Source organism: Streptomyces sp. NPDC051822, from assembly GCF_044452745.1.
Lineage (GTDB): Bacteria > Actinomycetota > Actinomycetes > Streptomycetales > Streptomycetaceae > Streptomyces.
On the sequence record NZ_JBITBZ010000003.1, the window covers coordinates 889,778 to 909,838 of the forward strand.

Annotated in this window: 20 protein-coding genes; 7 read left to right on the top strand and 13 right to left on the bottom strand. The window is 73.5% G+C overall.

Going from position 1 to position 20,061, the window contains the following annotated elements; all coding sequences use genetic code 11:
- Positions 1-30: 30 nt before the first annotated feature.
- Together ACIA8N_RS14535 and ACIA8N_RS14540 are read right to left on the bottom strand one after the other, a co-directional pair.
- A complete protein-coding gene (locus tag ACIA8N_RS14535) occupies positions 31-1,998 on the bottom strand; it encodes a trypsin-like peptidase domain-containing protein (RefSeq protein ID WP_365782693.1) in 1,968 nt (655 codons plus the stop codon).
- Positions 1,998-2,423: a CU044_2847 family protein gene (locus ACIA8N_RS14540; protein WP_365782695.1), complete on the bottom strand. Its 426-nt coding sequence runs from the start codon at positions 2,421-2,423 to the stop codon at positions 1,998-2,000. Before ACIA8N_RS14540 ends, ACIA8N_RS14535 begins: the two co-directional genes overlap by 1 nt.
- 192 nt (positions 2,424-2,615) lie before the next feature.
- On the opposite strand from ACIA8N_RS14540, the gene ACIA8N_RS14545 reads away from it, so the two are divergent.
- Both ACIA8N_RS14545 and ACIA8N_RS14550 read left to right on the top strand, forming a co-directional pair.
- Positions 2,616-3,395: an alpha/beta hydrolase gene (locus ACIA8N_RS14545; RefSeq protein WP_365782697.1), complete on the top strand. Its 780-nt coding sequence runs from the start codon at positions 2,616-2,618 to the stop codon at positions 3,393-3,395.
- Positions 3,396-3,419: 24 nt separating this feature from the next.
- On the top strand, positions 3,420-3,632 hold the full coding sequence (locus ACIA8N_RS14550; RefSeq protein WP_365782699.1) for a hypothetical protein: 213 nt from the start codon (positions 3,420-3,422) through the stop codon (positions 3,630-3,632).
- Between the two features lie 214 nt (positions 3,633-3,846).
- Here the strand turns inward: ACIA8N_RS14550 and ACIA8N_RS14555 are convergent, their stop codons facing one another.
- The 5 genes from ACIA8N_RS14555 to ACIA8N_RS14575 all read right to left on the bottom strand — a co-directional run bounded on the left by ACIA8N_RS14555 (position 3,847) and on the right by ACIA8N_RS14575 (position 10,588).
- Positions 3,847-4,926 carry an NlpC/P60 family protein gene (locus ACIA8N_RS14555; protein WP_365782701.1) on the bottom strand — a complete coding sequence of 360 codons (1,080 nt, stop codon included), beginning with the start codon at positions 4,924-4,926 and terminating at the stop codon, positions 3,847-3,849.
- Positions 4,927-4,942: 16 nt separating this feature from the next.
- Positions 4,943-5,425 (bottom strand): poly-gamma-glutamate biosynthesis protein PgsC/CapC, encoded by a 483-nt coding sequence (locus ACIA8N_RS14560; RefSeq protein WP_030214927.1) that lies wholly within the window; start codon positions 5,423-5,425, stop codon positions 4,943-4,945.
- A 61-nt stretch (positions 5,426-5,486) separates the two neighbouring features.
- Entirely contained in the window at positions 5,487-6,968 is a 1,482-nt protein-coding gene (gene pgsB, locus ACIA8N_RS14565; protein WP_365782703.1) for a poly-gamma-glutamate synthase PgsB, read from the bottom strand.
- Between the two features lie 7 nt (positions 6,969-6,975).
- Positions 6,976-9,219: a HAMP domain-containing protein gene (locus ACIA8N_RS14570; RefSeq protein WP_365782856.1), complete on the bottom strand. Its 2,244-nt coding sequence runs from the start codon at positions 9,217-9,219 to the stop codon at positions 6,976-6,978.
- A gap of 202 nt (positions 9,220-9,421) precedes the next feature.
- On the bottom strand, positions 9,422-10,588 hold the full coding sequence (locus ACIA8N_RS14575; RefSeq protein WP_399416426.1) for a CapA family protein: 1,167 nt from the start codon (positions 10,586-10,588) through the stop codon (positions 9,422-9,424).
- A gap of 122 nt (positions 10,589-10,710) precedes the next feature.
- On the opposite strand from ACIA8N_RS14575, the gene ACIA8N_RS14580 reads away from it, so the two are divergent.
- Positions 10,711-11,607 (top strand): hypothetical protein, encoded by an 897-nt coding sequence (locus ACIA8N_RS14580; RefSeq protein WP_365782705.1) that lies wholly within the window; start codon positions 10,711-10,713, stop codon positions 11,605-11,607.
- Positions 11,608-11,643: 36 nt separating this feature from the next.
- Here ACIA8N_RS14580 and ACIA8N_RS14585 read toward each other — a convergent pair whose 3' ends face one another.
- From ACIA8N_RS14585 to ACIA8N_RS14595, 3 genes are read right to left on the bottom strand one after another with little or no spacing between them, the layout of a single operon-like run.
- Positions 11,644-12,180 carry an NUDIX domain-containing protein gene (locus ACIA8N_RS14585; RefSeq protein WP_365782707.1) on the bottom strand — a complete coding sequence of 179 codons (537 nt, stop codon included), beginning with the start codon at positions 12,178-12,180 and terminating at the stop codon, positions 11,644-11,646.
- Positions 12,177-12,470 carry a hypothetical protein gene (locus ACIA8N_RS14590; RefSeq protein WP_365782709.1) on the bottom strand — a complete coding sequence of 98 codons (294 nt, stop codon included), beginning with the start codon at positions 12,468-12,470 and terminating at the stop codon, positions 12,177-12,179. The genes ACIA8N_RS14585 and ACIA8N_RS14590 overlap by 4 nt, the downstream gene beginning before the upstream one ends.
- A 22-nt stretch (positions 12,471-12,492) precedes the next feature.
- Entirely contained in the window at positions 12,493-13,842 is a 1,350-nt protein-coding gene (locus ACIA8N_RS14595) for a nicotinate phosphoribosyltransferase (RefSeq protein ID WP_365782711.1), read from the bottom strand.
- A 645-nt stretch (positions 13,843-14,487) separates the two neighbouring features.
- On the opposite strand from ACIA8N_RS14595, the gene ACIA8N_RS14600 reads away from it, so the two are divergent.
- From ACIA8N_RS14600 to ACIA8N_RS14610, 3 genes are read left to right on the top strand one after another with little or no spacing between them, the layout of a single operon-like run.
- Entirely contained in the window at positions 14,488-15,864 is a 1,377-nt protein-coding gene (locus ACIA8N_RS14600; protein ID WP_365782713.1) for an MBL fold metallo-hydrolase, read from the top strand.
- 45 nt (positions 15,865-15,909) lie between these two features.
- Positions 15,910-16,269: a rhodanese-like domain-containing protein gene (locus ACIA8N_RS14605; RefSeq protein ID WP_365782715.1), complete on the top strand. Its 360-nt coding sequence runs from the start codon at positions 15,910-15,912 to the stop codon at positions 16,267-16,269.
- Positions 16,266-17,018, top strand: coding sequence for a sulfite exporter TauE/SafE family protein (locus tag ACIA8N_RS14610; protein WP_365782717.1), 753 nt, complete (start codon positions 16,266-16,268; stop codon positions 17,016-17,018). The genes ACIA8N_RS14605 and ACIA8N_RS14610 overlap by 4 nt, the downstream gene beginning before the upstream one ends.
- Before the next feature lie 23 nt (positions 17,019-17,041).
- Here ACIA8N_RS14610 and ACIA8N_RS14615 read toward each other — a convergent pair whose 3' ends face one another.
- Positions 17,042-17,692 carry a hypothetical protein gene (locus ACIA8N_RS14615; RefSeq protein WP_365782858.1) on the bottom strand — a complete coding sequence of 217 codons (651 nt, stop codon included), beginning with the start codon at positions 17,690-17,692 and terminating at the stop codon, positions 17,042-17,044.
- A gap of 116 nt (positions 17,693-17,808) precedes the next feature.
- Positions 17,809-18,588 carry an MFS transporter gene (locus tag ACIA8N_RS14620; protein ID WP_365782719.1) on the bottom strand — a complete coding sequence of 260 codons (780 nt, stop codon included), beginning with the start codon at positions 18,586-18,588 and terminating at the stop codon, positions 17,809-17,811.
- Here ACIA8N_RS14620 and ACIA8N_RS14625 point away from each other — a divergent pair.
- Complete coding sequence (locus ACIA8N_RS14625; RefSeq protein WP_365782721.1) at positions 18,545-19,039, top strand: cupin domain-containing protein; 495 nt, start codon at positions 18,545-18,547, stop codon at positions 19,037-19,039. The two genes, ACIA8N_RS14620 and ACIA8N_RS14625, sit on opposite strands and share 44 nt — an antisense overlap.
- Here ACIA8N_RS14625 and ACIA8N_RS14630 read toward each other — a convergent pair.
- Entirely contained in the window at positions 18,952-19,797 is an 846-nt protein-coding gene (locus ACIA8N_RS14630) for a methyltransferase domain-containing protein (protein ID WP_365782723.1), read from the bottom strand. The genes ACIA8N_RS14625 and ACIA8N_RS14630 overlap by 88 nt on opposite strands.
- Positions 19,798-20,061 lie beyond the last annotated feature (264 nt).

Here is a 20,061-nt window from a genome sequence, read left to right on the forward strand (position 1 = left end):
GTCCAGAGGCGGTGAGGCGTGGTCGGAGGGTCAGGCGACGGGGGACCGGCCGAGGGGGCGGGCCTCGGGGAAGCGGCGCGGGTCCTCCCAGACGAGGGAGACGCCCGCCGCCGCCCAGTGCGGTTCGGAACCCTCGTGGAGAAACGCCTCCTTGCGCAACCGGAAGATCAAATCCGGCAGTTCGGACGGGGGCAGGAGCGAGATCCGCTCCGCGATCCGGTCCAGGAAGCCGGCACCCGCACAGTGCCCGGCACACGGCCGTCCCGGCGGACAGCCCTCACGCGGCCACAGCACGATCGGCGCCGGCGCGTCCAGAGCGGCGCCGTGCAGGTCGCGCTCCCGTGGCCCCGTCGGCGGGCGGGCGAAACCGACCGCACCGCGCACGTCCTGAAGGAGGACGGAGAGCTGGGGCGCCCGCTGCCGGTTGGCGCAGTCGACGCGGTGCAGCGGAGAGCCGGCCTGCCGGTCCAGCTCGTCCCACATCCGCCGCAGCTCGAACTGCTGGCGGCCCTTCGTCCGCCGGTCGTGGTCGAGCACCACGACCGCCGAACGACACCCGAGCGGCGGCTCCTTGCCGCGCCTGCGGGTCCACTGGTCGACGTCCTTGTTGAGCCAGCCGCGAGGAAGGGCGAAGGCCACCAGCGGACGGCCGTCGACGATGTCCTCGTAGGCCTCGTCGATCCGGTCGACCACCCAGCCCCGCAACCGGCCCACGGTGAGCTGGTCCGCCTTCACCAGCAGCCGGTCGCCGCCCCGGTAGACGGACACCTCCGCCAGGACCGTCCCGCTGTCGGCGCCGCTGCGCCGCACCTCGACGAGGATCGGTGCCCAGGGGAGCGCGGTGCCGGGCTGTACGGCGCCCGGCCGCCGAGCCGCCGCCCCGGCGGGGCGATGCCGGGTTCCGGCACCGGCACCGGCGCCGGCACCGGAGTGCGGACGGGCGGAGTCGGGTGCGGCCCCGTACACGAAGCCGGCGCCCCCGATGTCGTCCTCGGGGCCGCCGTACGGCGGGCCCTGGGCGGGGCGGACCGGCGCGGTGGGACTCCCGGCGGGGTTCCCGGCGCCCGGCGCGGGCGCGAACCCCTCCCCGTGGCGGGCGCGGTGGTCGCGGGCCCAGACGCGGAGGGCGCGGCGCAGTTCCTGGTCCCCCACCTGGTCCGCGAGGCGGGATGCCAGCTCGGCGGCCGGGACGTGACCGCCGGCCGGACGGCATTCGGTGAGTACGTACCAGACGCCCTGCCAGAGACCGACGGGTGCCGGAGGGCCGGCGATGCCGAAACGGCCGACGGCGGCGCGCACCAGCCGGTCGACCGGTACGGGCAGCGGCCCCGACCGCTCGGCCCGGTCCACCAGCTCACGCAGCTCACGCTTCTCCGCGGCCGTGCATCCGGGCGTGGGCACCAGCTCGGCGAGGGCCGGGACGTGCCGGGCGAGCACCCGGGCGGGAATGATCCGGGCGTTGCGCACGGCGGGGTCGTACGAGGCGACCATCCCGACGACCGTGCCGTCACCGACGCGCATCGCGGCGGCGCCGCTGAAACCGTACGAGGGTTCCTGTCCGTGCCCCGACCAGTACTCGGCCTGGTTCCACTCGTCGTGGATCAGCTGGCCGGCCGCGGTCACCCGCAGCTCGGTCTGGGCGCCCTCCCGCCCGTACCCCTCGGGGAATCCGTACGCCACCAGACGGGGCGGCGCGCCCACGTCCTCCATGCCCTCGGGCTCGGCGAAGACGACCGGCGGCACGACGACCGGCCGCTGGAGCGTGAGTACGGCGACGTCACCGGTGTCGGTCGTCGCCCCGCCCCACGGGCCGCGCAGGGCGACCCGGGCCGGGACGTCTCCGAGGCCCTGCGCGCCGGGGAACCAGACCGAGACGTCGTCGACGTCCTGGACGACATGGGCACAGGTCAAAAGCGTGTCGGGACCGACGAGGAAACCGGAGCCCAGGACCGCTCCCGCGCGGTCGACACGCACGTGCCATGCGGGGGAGGGCGGCATCACCGGGTTTCGGGCGACGCCACGTCACCCGCCAGGGGCGCCGAGCCGTCCCCGGAGCGCCGGGGGGCGTCGCGCGGGTCGGCCGGCTGGTCCGGAATCGAAGCCGTGGCCTCGGTGCCGAGACCGTCCGGGGTCCACGAGAGCCGTACCACCAGATGCCCCTCGACCGCCGTCTTGGCGATCACCGCTCCCGCCTCCGCGGTCAGCTTGACCCCGAACTCCAGCTCCACGCCGTCCGGCCGGAGCGACCCGCCGCGGAACACCGCGAGGGCGGACTCGGCTGCCGTACGGATGCTCACCAGGGCCTCGTCGAGGGTCTGACCCGCCCGGACCAGGGAGTTCCCGCCACGGGAGACGGGCCGCTGCCCCGGCTGGAGACCGTCGGCCTCCACCAGGACCGCGCCGTTCTCCGTGTCGAACTCCATGAATGTGCTCACAACAACCCCCGGGAACCGTTCAGTTGGATCGCGCACCATTCTGGCCGTACGGCGCAGCGCGTGTCAGCGGATCGCTCCACCCGGGTGCGCGCCGGGCTGCCGCTCTCGGAGACCCTGACCGATGAGTTTCACGGACCTCTCCGGTCCACCTCGCATTGATCACGACGAAGGGTGACCGCGATGAGCTACGCAGAGGTCAACGGCCTGTCCCTGTACTTCGAGGAGCACGGCTCCGGTGAGCCCCTGATCCTGCTGCACGGCGGGCTGGGGGCCGGCGAGACGTTCGCACCGCTGGTGCCGGCGCTGTCGGAGAACCGCAGGGTCGTCCTGGTGGACCTGCAGGGCCACGGGCGGACGGCCGACATCGACCGTCCGCTGCGCCCGGAGCTGATGGCGGACGACATCGCCGCCCTGATCAAGCACCTCGGCCTGGAGCAGGCCGACCTGCTGGGCTACTCCACAGGGGCGGACGTCGCCCTGCGGACCGCGATCCAGCACCCGCGGGCGGTGCGCCGGCTCGTCGTCGTCTCCACGCCCTGCCGACGGGACGGCTGGCACGCCGAAGTCGTCGCGGCGATGGACGGGATGAGTGCCCAGGCCGCCGAGATGATGAGGCGGTCCCCGGTCCACGAGCTCTACGCCCGGCTCGCGCCCCGGCCGGAGGACTGGCCGGTGCTGGTCGCCAGGACGGCGGAGCTGAAGCGGCGGGACTACGACTGGAGCGCCGAGATCCCCTCCATCACGGCGCCCACTTTGCTCGTCTTCGGCGACGCCGACGCGGTGCCGCCCGCGCACATCGCGGAGTTCTACGCCCTGCTCGGCGGAGGCCTGCGGGACGGGGGATTCGACGGATCGGGCCGCTCCACCGCCCAGCTGGCGATCCTGCCCGGCGCCGGGCACTACGACATCCTGGCCCACCCGGCGCTCACGGCCGTCGTCGCACCGTTCCTGGCCTCATGACCCGGCCCGGTGCATCCTGGACGCATGGACAGCGTCCCGATAGTCGTCCACCGGCCCTCTCCCACGGGGGGCCGGCGCGTCACCGCACGCGGGGCCATCCTGGGCCTGGCGCACAGTGACGAGGACGTGATCGAGTTCCTCAGGCGCGCCGGTCTCCCGGACGCCGAAGCCCTCCTCGACGACCCGGGCTGGGTGACATGGCGGGGCGGCCGGGCGCACGAGTACGAGGCGGCCTGACCGGCTCAGGGCGGCGGTGCGCCGAGGCCCGGCCGCGCCTGACCTGCCCAGCGGAGGCCCGGCCGCGCCTGACCGGCCCCGCCGAGGCCCGGCCGCGCCTGACCTGCCCAGCGGAGGCCCGGCCGCGCCTGACCGGCCCCGCCGAGGCCCGTCCGCGCCTGACCTGCGCCGCGGTCGCCGTTGATGGGCGAGCCTCGCCCGTGAACGGCGACCCTCACAGGCGCTTGGCGCTGCGCAGGGTCTTGGCGTAGTAGCCGTTGCCGTCGAGCCGGGAGACCCCGCCGACGTCCCCGATGGTCGGGCCGTTGACCTCCTCGCGGCTCGACACGAAGATCAGGTGCCCCTCGGTGTCGTGCCCGAGCACCATGCCGACGTGGTCGAGCCGCTGCCCCGTGCGCGCGTCGAGCTTGAAGAAGACCAGGTCGCCCGGCTGCAGCTGGTCGATGGCGGTCGGACGGTTCCCCGCCGCGACGCCGGTCAGCGGCAGCACGTCCACGCCCTCCCGCGAGCGGGCCATGCCGTTGGCGGTGCGGGGCAGACCGTCACCGGTCCTGTCCGAGGACATCAGCGGGTAGCGCGCACGGTAGCCCAGGACCATGCGGATGTAGCCGGAGCAGTCCAGGGACCGGGCGCGCAGGGCCTCCGGCGTTCCGACGGAGCCGTCCCTGAACGGGTAGGGCGTGCCGAGGTAGTCGTAGAAGTCGGACTGTTCGAGGCGGAGGTCGCCGCCCTCGGCCCCGGCGGTGTTCAGCGGTCCGAAGTTCGCGTCGCCCGCGTAGGGGACGCCCTGCCCGTCCTTCTGCTGCGGCGCCCCGGCCACGTACTGGAAGGCGAAGGCGAAGAGGTCGTCCTCCTCGCTCCCCGCGTACTGCGCGTACCAGTCCTCGAACCACTTCTTCTTCTCCGCGCCCTTGGTCCACGGCTCGGGCATGAGCCGGACCCAGTCCGTGGTGGAGACCTTGGACGCGGTCGAGGTCGGCTCGGCGAAGGTACGGGCGGGACCCGTCAGCTTCGCGGTGCGCGCGCCGTCGGTCAGGACCGCCCTGACCTGGCCGTCGGCGCCGCGCAGCACGCTGCGCGCCGGGCTCTCGAGCCGGGACCACCGGTCACCGGACGCGTCCGCGGGCTTGCCGGACTGCTTGCCGGCCCCGTCGAGCACGCCGACGTCGCGCACCTCGGTGACGCCCTGTTCCTCCTGCTTGCGCAGTTCCAGGGTGAGGTAACCCGAGGTGGCGACGAGTCCGAGGACCACGAGGCCCGCCAGCAGCGGGCGCGACTTCTTCTTCCCTGCCATGGTTGTTCCCCGATTCTCAGACGGCGGGCATGACGCCGAGCAGCAGGCCGGCGGCGACGACGATGTAGGCGAGGAGCGACACCGAGGCCGTGGCCAGCAGGGTGGGCCCCTTGGGCTGGCGGACCAGCTGATAGGCGATCAGGCCGGGGACGATGAAGCCGAGGGTCTGGTTGCCGTACAGCAGCGGAAACTCCAGCGAGAGCACGATCATCACCGTCGCCTGGAGCAGAACCCCGAGGAGGACCACCGCGGCGAAGAGCCGCTTGCCGTAGAGGATCACCAGCCGCTGCATCACCTTGGTGCCCGCGTAGGTGAGGGCGGTGACACCGACGACCATGGCCGCCCGCTGCAGGTCCTCGATGAGGGTGAGTGCGAGCCAGCCCGGTGTGATCATCCCGCCCGGCGAGAGGTTGGTGGTGAGGTAGCACAGCAGGGAGAAGAACAGGCCGATGGCGATGCCCAGGGCGGCCATCTCGGGGGTCAGGGCGGCGGTGGTCAACAGGGGCTCCGGGCGCGTGTACGGGTGGTGAGGGAGGGACGGTCGGCGGCGGCCGGCGGGGTCAGGCGGGCGGAGTCCGCCGGTCGCCCTCCTGTACCGGCTGCTCGAACCAGCCGAAGGACTCCTGGCCGACGGGCGCGGGAGGTGTGCCGGCGGCCTGGGCGGGGATCCGTACGAGGGGGATCTCCTGCGTCTGGGCGACCTGGTACCGCTCCTCGTAGGCCGCGGGGTACGAGGCGTACGGGTCCAGATGCATCGGCTGAGGGGTGACGGCGAAGGCGGCGACGGGGCCGGGACCCGTCCCGTGTCCAGGGCCGGCCTCGGAGGCTTCCGCGGCTCCGGTCCCCGCCTCGGCTCCGCTCTCGTCCGCCGGGAGTTCGGCGAGGTACTCGAGCAGTTCCTCGCCCTGGCCGTGGATGTTGCCGATGGCGACGAGCGACGAGCCGTCGGGCATCCGGTCGAGCATGGCCGGCATGAACTCCTCGGCCGCGCGCCGCTCGCCTCCCAGGTCGACCGCCCGGTCCCGCCAGGGCGCGGGAATGGCGTCGATGGCGCTCTTCGCGGGGTGTCCGATGACGAAGACGTTGTCGGGCCGCAGATCCGGGATGATCTCGCCCATCTGCCCGTTGCGTTCGACGCGGTCGGGCCGGCAGTTGATCACGACGTTCAGCGGACGGCTGACGGCGCCGAGGTCGAGCAGCTGGTTGACGTTCATCAGCGTCGACTCGGGGTCGTTCGCGGCGAAGACGTTCGCGAAGGCGAGGCGCCTGTTCCCGGGCGTCACATAGCGTTCCACGGAGAGGACACCAGGGTCCGGCGGCGCGTCGTACATGCCCTGGAGGGCGACCTGCCGCTCGACGCCGACCAGCTCCGCGACGGTCAGGGCGATCGCGACGTTCTCCTTGAAGGTGAACCAGCTGAAGCCGCGCAGCTCGTCGTCGGTGACCGTTTCGGGGTCCGCGTACACGAGCCGGCAGTTCCGCGCGTCCGCCTCCTCCTGGAGGATGTGGAACCGCTCCTTCTCCGCCGTGACGCAGACGCCGTTCTCGGGCATCGAGCGGCACAGCGACCGGGCCACGTCGTCCAGGGTCGGGCCCATCTCGGCGAGGTGGTCCTCGCGGACGTTGCACAGGACGCCGATCGTGGAGCGGATCAGCTTGCTCTGGTTGACCTCCTGCAGCGCGGGCATGACGGCCATGCACTCGATGACGAGCGCGTGGGGCCGGTACGAGGCGGCCCGCCGCACGATGGCGATCTGCTCCACCACGTTGGCGATGCCGAACTTGCGGTAGACCGGTTCCTCGGTCGCGTCCGGATGGATGAAGCGCGCCGCCGTGCCCGTCGTCTTGGCGACGGTGACGAGACCACCGCCGCGCAGGGCTCCCGCGCACAGCCGGGTGATGGAGGACTTGCCCCGGATGCCGTTGACGAGCACCCGGGTGGGGACGGTGTGGAGGGCGGCGTAGTGCCTGCGCTGTTCCACGATGCCCGCGACCAGCAGGAACACCCCGCCGATCAGCAGCACGAAGTAGAGGTAGAGCACGGCCTTGTCACCTTCCGCCGGCGTGGGGCCGCGGCTCCGCGGACCGGCGCGCCTCGTTGTGTCTGTGAGCCTGCGCCTGCTGGCGCAGCAGTTCGAGGCTGCGGACGACGGCGCCCACCTCGTCCTGGTATCGGGGGTACAGCACGGTCTTGAGGTCGCCGTCCGCGAGCTTCTCCGCGCTGGTGGCGAGGGCCCGCAGCGGTCGTACGACCACCAGGTAGATCCAGCCGAGGCAGAAGATGACGGCGGCGAGCCCGAGCATCCCGGCGAGCACGCTGCGGTCCTCGCGCTCGTACGGGGCGATCTGGAAACGCTCGGCGTCCTGCCAGCTGACGACGGTCCAGCCGATGTCGGCGGTGACGCCGCCGCCGGAGAACGGGGCCGCCGCGGCGACGGTGACACCGCCGCCCTCCCGGATGAGCAGGCCGTTCTCGACGGGGCCCGCGCCGACCCGTACGCCGCCGGCCCGGACGAGGCTGGTGAGACTGTCGCGGGGGAGCTTCTCGAAGGCCAGGAACCCGTCGCTCGCGGCGATCGTCAGGCCTGCGGAGTCCACCACGCGGACCTCGCCGAGGCCGGGCCGGGCAAGGAGGGAGTTGAGGAACTCCACCCGGATCTCGCCGACCAGGGTGCCGCCCTCGCCCTCCGGTACGGGAGAGCCGGCCTGGACGACGGGCTCCTTGCCGCCGTGCCCGGACACCCGGACCAGCGGCAGGTCCTCGCCGCGGGCCCAGGCGTGGGGGTCGCCGCCCGCGCGGGCCGTGACCCGGCCGTCCGCGTCGACGACGTAGAGGGCCTGGTAGCGGGGGTGCTTGGCCAGGGTGTCGTCGAGCAGGCGGCCGGCCGCGTCGCCGCCGTCCGCACCGATCAGGCGGGACGTGGAGACGAGGTCGGCCTGCGCCTCGTTGAGCGCCCTGCGCAGGCGGTCGGTGATGAGGTCGGTACGGTCCCGCTGGTCGTTGACCATGGTGGTGGGCACGCTCACCGACCCGTCCGTACGGTTGAGGAGAAGGCCGACGGGCACGCACCACACGAGCAGCAGACCGGCCGTCAGCACGAGCGGACCGCGGCCGCCGACCCGGATCCCGCGGCGCGGCGCGTCGCCGGAGGCCGTGGGCTCGCCGCCGAGCTGCCCGCGCAGGCGTTCGAGGGCGGCGCCGATGCGGGCGGCCTCGCCCCAGCGGGGCACGGTGACGGGCCGGGTGAGATCGCCTCGGGCGAGGCGGCGCGATTCCAGGAAGAGCCGCAGCAGGGGCCGCTGGACGGTGGCCCACAGGACGGTCGCGGCGAGCAGCCCGAGCAGGACGAGGACACCGGCCGCCGCGAGCCCGAAGAGCTCGCGCCCCTGGTCGGTGGCCTGCTGCTGGACCACGGGCATCAGGGCCACGACCGTCAGTCCGAGTCCGGCGGCCGGGCTCCGCTTCTCCTCGGGGTCGGCGGAGGAGAGCGAGGCGTATCCGGCGGTGGCCACGCGGCCGTTGTACTCGCCGCCGACGAGGCTGCCGCTGACGCCGGGGTAGCCCCGCGAGCCGGGTTCCTTGGCGCGGACGGGATGCTGTTCGGTCCGCGCGGCGGCCTGGTCGGCCAGTCGGCTCATCTGCTTGCGGAGGAACGCCAGCTCCTGGCGCTCCTGGTCGGAGTTGAGCGCTTCGGCCTGCTCGAAGCCGGCCGTGGCGAGGACTTCGCCGTTCTCGGCGACGACCGCCATGCTGCGGAACGGGCCGAGGTTGATGGCGGGGACGGACAGGCTGCTCGACGCGATCAGGAGCTGCTGCGGCCGGTCCTTCCAGTCCAGGACCGCCATCGTCATCAGACGTACGTCGCCGGCTGCGAGCCGCACCATGCGGGGCGTCAGCGCGTGCTCACCGGTGAGGACGTCCTTGTCCAGCCAGGCGAGAGGAATCGTTTCTCCTCGCGCGGCGAGCACCTCTCCGCTCTCCAGGTCCAGGACGGTGGTGCCGGTCCACTTCTGGTACGTCCGGCCCAGGTCCGACAGGATCCGCTCGGCCTTCACCGGACGGCCCGCGCTCAGCGCCGCCGTGGTGCGTTCCAGGTCCGTGACCCGCTCGTCGATCGAGGCGCGCAGGGCGATGGCGCCGTCCTCGGCGAAGTACTGCTGCGAGGAGAGCACCGCCTTCGGCGCGACCGCCTCCTTGCCGGGACCGAGCACCTTGGCCGTCAGCCCGGCCAGGGCGAGGATCAGCACGCACAGGACCGCGATGGGCGGACGGATGCCGCCGAGGAGCGGCATGTCCGCGCGCCGGCGGCTGCGTCGCCGCCCTCCGCGCACGGAGTACGCGGCACTGGCGGCCTTACTCGATGTCACTGCTGCTCTTTCCTGATTCCTGCGACGTCTTTCCTGGTTCCCGCGGCGCCGCGCACGGAGGGACCGCCACGGGGGCGGGACCCGGACGCCCGGGGCCGCGAACGCGTGAAACGGGCTGGGTACTGGCTCAGTCCTTCAGGGAGAGCTCGGCCAGGCCGTCGCCCCCCGGCGCTCCCCGGTTGAAGAGGAACCCGCGAGTCCGCTCCTCGGCGAGGCGGTAGCGGGCGAGCCGCTCCTCGGACAGGTCGCCCGGTTCGTCGAGCACCCGCCTCACGTCGACGAGCCGGTGGTCCTCCACGGCGCCCGCGGGCGGCTTCTCCCCTGGTTCGACCTCCGGAGGGATGTCGACCAGCGTGGTGCGGTAGCGGGCGTCGACCGCCCACCCGGATGCCGTCTCCCGGAACTCGAACCAGCCGAGCGCCCCCTCCTCGGTGAGCCCCGAGGGCGAGGAGTGCCGGGCCACCTGGTTGCCCAGGCCGAAGGCGACCCAGGTGCCGTTCAGCTTCTGGATCGGCTGCACCACGTGCGCGTGGTGACCGATGACGAGATCGATCCCGGTCTCCCCGGTGATCCGCTCGGCCAGATCCAGCTGCGGCAGGCTCGGCTCGTTGTAGTGCTCCAGGCCCCAGTGGACCGAGAGGATCACCACCTCGGCGCCCTGCTCGCGGGCCCGGGCCTCGGCCTTCTTGATCTCGTCCGTGCCGACCCGGTTGAACGCCCAGCGCTCCTTCTGGGGCGTGGGATTCAGGAAGGACTCCCACGAGTAGGAGAGGTGCGCGACCTTGACGCCCTTGACGTCGCGGATGTTGGTCTTCTCCGCTTCCCCGGGAGTACGCGCGGAGCCGGCGTGACCGAGCCCCACCCGGTCCATGGTGTCCAGGGTGCGCCGGACGGCCTTCAGCCCGTGGTCGTAGGTGTGGTTCGAGGCGGTCGAGCAGGTGTCGTAACCCACGTCCTTCAACGCGGTGAGGATCTGCGGCGGCACCAGGAACTCCGGATACCCCTGGAAGGGCCCGCGGGGCGTCCCCACGGGCGTCTCCATGTGGCAGATGGCCAGATCGGCTCTGCTGATCACGGGCCGCACGCCGGCCATCAGCGGGCCGAAGTCCAGTCCGGCGCTACCCTTGCCCGACCGCTCCGCGTCCTCGGCGGCCTGCTCGACCAGCTCGGGATGGATGAGAACATCTCCGGCGGCGGCGACGGTGAACGTCCGTCCGCCGGGCTTGGTCCGCGACTCCGTCGGGGTCGACGCACAGCCGGTGACGAGCACGGCAAGAGCCGCCGTCACTGTCAGTGCACGGCCGATGGGGAGAGAATCGCAGAATGTCACCGGACGATCTTCACACGCGTCCCAAGATCGACTATCCGCAGGGCGTTACGAGATCATCACTTTTTCTTCACCTTCTGACCCTTGCTGTGATCGCTCCGCTTCTGATCGCGTGTCAGGCCACGCCGAGCGACGAGACGGGAGCGGAGCGTCCGCACACCCGTGAGCTGGTGGATCTCGACGACCGGATCCTCGGGTACGCCGAGCAGGCCGAGGCCCGCGACCCGTACACGCCCCCCGGCGAGGAGCGGCGGGACCGGCTCGCCCGCGGCGTAGGGCACCTCCTCGACGGCGAGGTCGAGCGGGCCGACGAACAGCTCACCCTCGCCGGCTTCCGGCTGACCACGCTCACGGACACCGCGTCCGGCCGGCGCTACCGCGAGGTCGCCGCCCGCGGGCGGGGCCCCCAGGAGCGATGGGGCCGGCTGTACGTCCACGCCGACGCCGCCGTCCGGTGGAACGTGCAGGTGCCGCACCCGGTCGCCGACCGGGCCACCGAATCCCTCGGGGTCAGGCTCCTGGAGAACACCCCGGGCGGCGCGCTCGTGCTCGCCGGCGCGCATCGCACCGCGGGCCGGGGAGACGCGGCGGACGTCGCCCACCGCACGGACAGCGCGTTCCACGTGATCGTCACCGAGCTGCAGAAGCGCGGCGTGCCGGGCGTACAGCTGCACGGCTTCGCGAAGACCCCCGACCGTCCCTACGACGCCATCCTCTCCACCGGCTCGGCACAGACGGCGCCCGCGGAGGCCGCGACGCTGGCCGACCTGATGGCAGGACGTGACCTGCGCGTCTGCAGGGGATGGGCCGACCGGTGCCCGTTGGAGGGCACCACCAACGTTCAGGGCCAGGCCGCGCAGCGCGCCGGCACCACGTTCCTCCACGTCGAGCTCGCCCCGACCGCGAGAGGCGACGGAGACAAGGCCGCCCAAGCGCGCAAGGCCCTCGCCCGACTGCTCGACACCTGGTCGGCCGCCGGGAGATGAGGGCGCGCGCCGCCAGGGCGAGACCGGGCGGTGGGGTCAGTGACCGGGAAGGAGACGGAGCCGGTGAACCGCGGGATCGTGAGCGATCGGGTCCCCCGGCTCCTGGAAGTGCAGCGCGACCACGGCACCGGCCCGGTAGGCGTCGAGCCCTGCGCGGCAGTAGGCCACGATCGGCTCCGGCAGGTCGTCGAGCGGAAACCACTCCATGCCGTCGCACACCTCGGGCTCCATGACCCTCGGCATCCCGGCCCAGCGGCGTACCTCGAAGAAGAACCCGACGCGGGCGCCTCCGCCCGGCGACCGGTGATGCACCGTGACGGCGGCGCGCACGTCGTCCGGATCCACGACCAGGCCCGTCTCCTCCCGGGTCTCCCGTACCAGCGCGGTGACGACGTCCTCGAAGGGGCCGTCGACGTGACCGGACGGAAAATGCCAGTGCCCGGCGGCGTACACGGCGCCGGCCCGCCGGGACAGCAGCACCTCCGGTCCGCCCTCCCCGTCGCGTACGGCGATCAGGTGCACGTCCACCGGCACGGCGTGCCGCCCGCCGCCGCGCACCACCGGGCCCGTCACCCCTCCTCCGGCGACTCGCGCGGCACGCGCGGCACGACCGCGTCGGCGGCGGGCCCGGCCGGCTCGCGGCGCGCCAGGGTGTGGACCTGGCGTCCCATGTCCCGGTAGGGGCTGATCCAGGACGCGGTCCACTCCGTCCGGAGCGCGGCCTCAAGGGCTAGCAGGGCCGAGGGCAGTGTCACACCGAGCGCACGCTCGGCTTCCCGGACCATCTCGTCCGTGAGGGGTTGCTGGACGCCGTAGTCACCGTCATCCCAGAACGTCGCCATGACCTCATCGAATCGTGCCATGGTCCGCAGCCTAGGCTCGGCGTCACGCGTGCGTACTCCTGCCGGAGGTGCCCGTGCGCGACTCGATCCGGTGGCGGACGACGGCCGTCAGGGCCGTCAGTCGGGTCGACGCCGTGGGTACGGGGGCCACCGGGTGCTCGATGCGCCGGGCCTCGTCCGGCAGGGCGGCGAGGTCCGTCTCGAAGCGCGCCCGGGCGGCCGCCGGGGTGTCGGGCGGCTCCGTGCGCAGGCCGCCGCGCATCACCGTCCGCAGCAGCGGCTCCGTACCGTCCGGCGGTTCCTCGTTCGCCAGGCCGATCACGTCCCGCAGACCGGGACCGCGGAACACCTGCTTCGGGCCCGGAGCCGTCACCTTCCCCGACGAGAGCTTCATGACGGGCCGCCGCGCGTACTCGACCAGTTTGTACGCCGCGTCCAGATACGGGGCGTCGGCGGCCGTACCGACCTTGCTGCCCACGGCGTACGCGTCGATCGGCGCCCCCTCGCGGACGAGCCGGTCGACGGCGTACTCGTCCAGGCCCCCGCTCGCGATGATCTGGACCTCCGCGAGCCCGGCCGCGTCGAGCGCGGTACGGGCCCGGCGGGCCTGTTCGCCGAGGTCCCCGCTGTCGAGGCGGATCCCGCACCCGGGACCGAGGCCCAGGTCCTTGAGGACGCGCGCGGCCGTCGCCACGCCCCGCTCCGTGTCGTACGTGTCGACGAGCAGGGTCACGGGCCCGGGGTGGGTACGGGCGAAGGCGCGGAAGGCCTGTTCCTCGGAGGCGAAGGCCTCGACGTACGAGTGGGCCATCGTGCCGGCGGCCGGGATGCCGTACCGGCGTGCGGCGGCGACGTTGCTGGTGCCGGCGAATCCGACCAGGGCGCACAGGCGCGCCGCCTGCATGCCCGCCTCGGGCCCGTGCGCGCGCCGCAGAGAGAAGTCCACCAGGGGCCGGCCTGCGGCGGCGAGGACACACCGGGCCGCCTTGGAGGCGACGGCTGTCTGGTGGGAGAGCAGGGCCAGCAGGTACGTCTCCACGAGCTGTGCCTGCGGCAGCGGCGCGGTGACCTCCAGGAGCGGCTCACCGGCGAGGACGAGACGTCCTTCGGGTACGGCGCGGACCTGCCCGTCGAAGGAGAGGCCGTGCAGCGGCGCGAGGTCCTCCACGGGGCGGCGCAACACCTCGGCGAACTCCTGGACGTCGGTGCGGCCCACCCGGAAACGGGACAGGTGGTCGAGGGCCGGTTCGAGCCCGGCGGCGACGAGGAACCCGCGCCCCGGCGGCAGGTCGCGCACGGACAGGCTGAAGGTGGCCGGCGCGCGCATGTCCTCGCGCAGGTACGAGAGCGCCATCGTGACCTCGTACAGATCGGTGGTGGTCACCTCGGACATGCTTCGATCATGCGCTGCCGTCGAGCGGCCCGCACGGGGGACGGGGTGACGCGTCTGGTTCGGTGCGGAGGCGAGCTCGCACCGCACGTCCACGACGCCCTCGACGGCGCGGGCAAGACGGGCGGCCAGGGGGTGGGCGCCAGGTCGCGGATCGCTCCTGCAGGGTCACGACGCCCGCGCCGACGTCTGGCGCTACCGCGAGATGCGCTGTTCGCCGACGTGGCTGACGTCCAGGGCGGAACGACCGGCGAGGGCAATCCACCCTCAGTGCGATGGCCGAGACGGTCGACCTCGTCGAGCGCGGGATCACCGGCCTGGAAGCCGGACCGCGACGGGCTGCGCGTGGTCCCGGTCGTGCCGGCGGAGATCCCTTCGGTTCGCGTTCACCTGCTTCGTCCAGGGGCATCGGGGGAGTACGGGCGCGCGTACTGCCGGGCCGGCCGGCCGTCCGCGTACCGGCGTCGCCGAGCCCTGGTTGCGTCTGTGACGGGGCGCTCCGTGACACCGGGCGCCCGCGACGCGACACCGAGCGCCCCGCGACGCCGAGGTGCTCGGGGACCCCGGGTCCCATACCCCCTCGGGTATAGCTGTTAGGGTAAGAGTGTCCGATACCCCCGGGGGTACATACGTGAGGAGTCGTGAGTCGTGTTCTTCGTCGACACCATGGAGTTCGAGGGCCTGGGCAACCGCAGCTACCTGGCCGGCGGACCCGATGCCGCCGTGGTCATCGACCCGCCGCGCGACATCGACCGCGTCATCGCCGCAGCGGCCCGCCGCGGCGTGCGCATCGCGTTCGTGGCCGAGACCCATGTGCACAACGACTACGTCAGCGGCGGCCTGGAACTCGCCCGCGTCACCGGCGCCGTCTACCTGGTGCCGGCCGGAGCGCACGTGTCCTTCGCGCGTACTCCCGTCGCCGACGGGGACACCGTGACGGTGGACGAGGGCCTGGTGCTGCGCGCGCTCGCCACTCCCGGGCACACCCCGCACCACACCTCCTACGCCCTGACCGAGGACGGGCGCGGTGTGGCGGCGTTCACCGGCGGTTCGCTGCTCATCGGCACCGTGGGCCGGCCGGACCTGGTGGAGCCTCGGCTGACCGAGCGGCTGGCGCGCGCCCAGCACGCCTCGGCCCACCGGCTGGCCGACGAGCTGGACGACGAGGTTCCGGTACTGCCCACCCATGGCTTCGGCAGCTTCTGCTCCTCGTCCCAGGCGACGGGGGACGCGACGACGATCGGCGAGGAGCGCAGGAACAACGAGGCGCTGACACTGGACGTGGACGCCTTCGTCGTCCGGATGCTCGCCGCCCTCGACGACGTGCCCGCCTACTACGCCCACATGGGCCCCGCCAACGCCGCGGGCCCCGCGCCGGTCGATCTCACGCCGCCCCGGCGGGCGGACGCCGAGGAGGTCGCCGCCCGGCTCGCCGCGGGCGAGTGGGTGGTGGACCTGCGCAGCCGTACGGCCTTCGCCGAGGGGCACGTGGCCGGATCGTTCAACTTCGAGGGCGAGGGCAAGCTCGCCACGTACCTGGCCTGGCTGATCCCCTGGGGCAAGCCCGTCACCCTGCTCGCCGAGACGCCCGGGCAGATCGCCGCGGCACAGCGGGAGCTGGTACGGGTGGGCATCGACCGGCCGGCCGCAGCCGCCACCGGGGACCCGACCGGCTGGATCCGCGAGGGCGAGCGTCTCGCCTCCTTCCCGCGAGCCCGCTTCGCCGACCTCGCCGGTGCCCGCGAACGCCCGGGGCGGATGGTGGTGCTGGACGTACGGCGCGACTCCGAGCGCGCGGACGGATTCGTTGACGGCTCGGTCCACATTCCGGTCCACGAACTGCACGGCCGCGTTGGTGAGGTGCCGGACGGGGTGGTGTGGGTGCACTGCGCCGGCGGGATGCGCGCGGCGATCGCCGCGTCCCTGCTCGATGCCGCAGGCCGTGACGTGGTCGCCGTCGACGACGGCTTCGACGCCGCCGTCGAGGCGGGACTCGTGACGACCCGGCCCGACGCCACCGACTGACACGGCCTGCGCCGCTCCCGTCCCTCGCACGAAAGCGATCGATCGATGTTCTCGCTCTTCCGGCGCGGCCCAGCCCGCCTCACCCCCCAGCAGGCCCATCAGCGGACCGGCGACGGCGAGGCCGTTCTCCTCGACGTCCGCGAGACGCCGGAGTGGAAGGCCGGGCACGCGCCCGGCGCCTCGCACCTGCCGCTCTCCCGCCTGCTGGCCGGGGCACCGCTCCCGGCCGCCGCGCAAGGCAGGGCGGTGGTCGCGATCTGCCGCTCCGGCCGCCGTTCCCAGGAGGCCGCGAGGCTGCTGGCCGCCCGGGGCGTCGAGGCCGCCGACGTCACCGGCGGCATGATCGCATGGGCGCGGGCGGGCCTGCCGGTCACCGGTCGGGGTGGCGGCGGAGTCATAGCGTGAGTGCGCTGATCCTGGCCCTGACCGCCGGGGCCGTGGTCGGGCTCGCGCTCGGCGCGCTCGGCGGGGGCGGCAGCGTCCTCGCGGTGCCGGCACTGATCTACCTGCTCGGCTTCACCCCGGCCGCCGCCACCACCGCGGGCCTGATCATCGTCACCGCGACCTCGCTGACCGCGCTCTACGCCCACGCCCGCGCCGGCAACGTCCGCTGGAAAGCCGGTTCCCTCCTCGCCGCGGCCGGACTCCTGCCCGCCGCGGCGGCCGGGGCCGCCGCCGCCCGCCTGCCGCAGCCGGTACTGACCGCCGGCTTCGCCGCCGTCGCCGCACTCGCCGCCGCCAGGATGCTGCGCCCGGGCCGCGCCGCCGTGGGCCGGACGCGGGACACGGCAACACCCGTCAAGGCCGCCGGCGCCGGCGCCGGTCTGGGCGCGCTGACCGGGCTGCTCGGGGTCGGCGGAGGCTTCCTCGCCGTCCCGGCGCTGGTCACCGTACTGGCGTTCGAGATGCGGGCCGCCGTCGGCACCAGCCTCCTGGTCATCTCGACGAACTCGCTGGCCTCGCTGGCCACTCGCGGAGCCACCACCGCCGGCATCGAATGGGCCGTCATAGCCCCCTTCACCGGCGCCGCAGTCCTCGGCGCCTGGGACGGCAGACGCCTGGCCGCGAAGATCACCGGCACCCTGCTGCAGCGCGCCTTCGCCGTCGTCCTGCTGACGGTGGCGGCCTTCATGCTCATCGACGCGCTCACTTGACGGCGTACACGTGGACCGTCGTCCTACGCCTGCGCCTGCGCCTCCGCCTCCGCCGGTCCGGTCGGCGAGGGAAGACCGACGACGCGGGCGAGGGCGGCCGTCACGGCAGCGCAGCGGCCGGGCAGGTACGAGGCGGCCCAACGGCCCGCCAGAACCAGGAAGCCGGCCAGGTCGCGCTCGGCACCGGCGAGCAGACCGCGGAGCTCGGCGACGGACAGCTCGATCACCGGACTGTCACTCTGGTCGGCGTTGACAGTGAGCCGGACGGTGTCGCCGAAGCGCTCCGCAACCGGTGACACGGGGTCGTGGCCGAAACCGAGCGGGCTGCCGTCGTCGATGAACCGGTCCCAGTCACGCCAGTCCTCAAGACCGTCACAGCACCCGGGCTGGAAGACGACGCCCGTGGAGTGGTCGGTGACCCGCAGGCCGCCGGCGGCGAAGAGGGTGTCGAACGTGAGCAGTCCGTGCAGGAACGAGCCGAGCGCGTCGGTGGGCCGAGGCGGGCGGTCCCCGTCGGGGTCGATGTCGTTGCAGCCGGCGATGCGCATCACCGCGGCCCCGACCTCAGCCGGTGAGAGCTCGCCGCTGAGAGGCAGAAAGCCGAACGGCTCGACCGCAGCGACAGGCCAGAGGTCGAAGCCGTCAGGTGCGTACATCTCCAGGACGGGCTGCATCACGATCACCCGGCGAAGTGTTCCGCAACGCTCACCCGTATCGCCTCCCGATTACGCCGATGAGGGGCGCCGCCCCGGGCCCCCCACCGCCTCACGCGTCGGTCCCGCCGCGCAACCTATCGTCGGGCTGGGCGAGCGGGCCGGGCCGGGCGGGGGCCCGCTGCGCGGGCCGCGACGAGGAGGAAGAGTCCGCAGGCCGATACGAGCAGCCAGCCCGGACGGCTCTCTGCGGCGAGGTCGACGGGGCCGGCGCCCGCTACCAGGCCGCCGGCGACCGCGATGCCGACCGCCGCACCGAACTGGCGCGCGGTGGAGGTGATCGCCCCCGCCACTCCGGCCCGCGACGGCGGCGGACCGCTGACCGCGGTGTCGGTCAAGGGGGCGTTGGCGAAGCCGAACCCGATGCCGGTCAGCAGGAGGGCGAGGAGGATCAGCGACACGCTCGTGTCCTGGTCCAGGCTCACCAGGCACAGACCGCCGGCCGCGGTGAATCCGCCCGCGAGAAGCAGCGGACGGCGCGGGCCGAGACGACCGACCAGCGTGCCGGACCAGGGCGCGCACAGCGTGGCCCCGAGCGCCATGGGCAGGGTCGCGGCGCCCGCCGCGAGCGGGGTCCAGCCTCGGGTGTGCTGGAGGTGGAAGGTGTTGAGCAGGAGGGTCACGTTCAGCGCGACGAACACCGCCGTCGCGCCGAGCACCGCCGTGACGAACGGCGGACGACGGAAGAGCGCGAGGTCCATCAGGGGCTCGCCGCGACGCAGCTCGACGAGGACGAAGGCGGCCGTGGCCGCCGCGGTCAGGGCGTAACCGGCAAGGGCCACGGGCGACGTCCAGCCGAGGCGGGGCCCCTCGATGAGAAGTCCCACGGAGAGGCAGAGGACCGTGGTGAGCAGCACCTGGCCGGGCAGGTCGAGGCGCCGGACGCGCTCCCCGCGGGACTCCGGTTGCGAATGGCTCTACGTGCTCGCCGGGGAGCTCCGCCTCATCCTGAGGGAACGCGAGGGAACCCTCCGGCCGGGCGAGGTGGCCGAGCTCGACACCGGCGAACCCCACTGGTTCGGCCCCGCCGGCCGCGAAGCGGTGGAGATCCTGCACCTGTTCGGTCCCCACGGGGATCAGGCCGTCATCCGTGCGGGCCGGACGGCGGGCGGAAGCCCTCGGATGTGGAGGAGCGATGAAGCGCAGGCCTCGGCCCGCGAGGGCGGCCGCCGTACAGACGATCCCCGCACTCCGGTGAGCGCGGCCGAAGGGAGGGCGGGTCACCGTGGGGCGGTCTCCGCCGGTTTCCATCCCCAGGCGGTGAGCATGCCGGCCGACAGTGCGGCACAGTCGTCGGAGGCCAGGTAGCGGACCGCCCCATCGACGGCGGCGTCGTCGACGAGACCGGTGGCGAGCAGTGCGGCCCTGCTCCGCTCCCACGTGTCCGCCCAGAAGCGGCTGAGGGGACTGCCGGGCAGCAGCGGGGGCACATGGATCTCGGCGGCGACGCGTGCGAGCCCCGCGCCGCGCAGCAGTCGGGGGTATGACGGCACCCAGGAGACGTCGGTGCCGATGGTGGCCCGCAGCCCTTGCCACATCGCACGCATCACCGTGGTGTACGGCGTCGGAGGCGTCCGGTCGCTCGTGAGGTCGACGGCATCGCTGAGTACCAACACGCCGCCCGGCGAGACGAGTTCGGCCAGGTGAGCGATCAGGCGCTCGTGCTCGGGCAGGTGCATCAGTACGAAGCGCGCGTGGACGAGCCGGAACCGGCCGGGCGCGAAGTCCAGGGCGGTGACGTCGGCCTCCCGCACGTCGAGCCCGGGTACGGGCCGCTCCGTGAGGAAACGTACGTCGCGGTCCACGGCGAGAACGCTCGCCACCCCGGCTTCGCCGAGCAGCCGACGGGAGACCGTCCCCGTGCCGGCGCCCACGTCGAGGCAGCGCCACCCCGGACCGACCCCGAGGGCCCGCAGCCGCGCCATGGTGATCTCGTCGTAGGCGAGGGCGCCGAAGTCGATGCGCTCGCCCTCACCCTCCTGCTCGGGACGGAAGACGGCCTCACCGTAGCGGCCACCGTCCGACGCTTCCCCGTCCGGACCGTCCCTGTCCGGCGCGGCGGTCACGCCGCCACCGCCGGAGCGGTGCGGAGGGCGTCGTCGTCGAACGGCTTCATGGTCGGGACCTCTCGCACGATGGGTCGGGGCGCGCGGCGGTCGCGAGCCCCCGGCCTGCCGATCCTCCACCGCCCACCGCCCGCACGACCGAGACGCGCCCGCACCCTGAGCCGATCGGCCGAAGGCCGCGCCGGGTGGATGACGACCGAGAGGGGGTGACCCCGGGCCGTCAGACGGTGGGGTCCACGGTCCACGCCTCCAGCAGATGTTCCC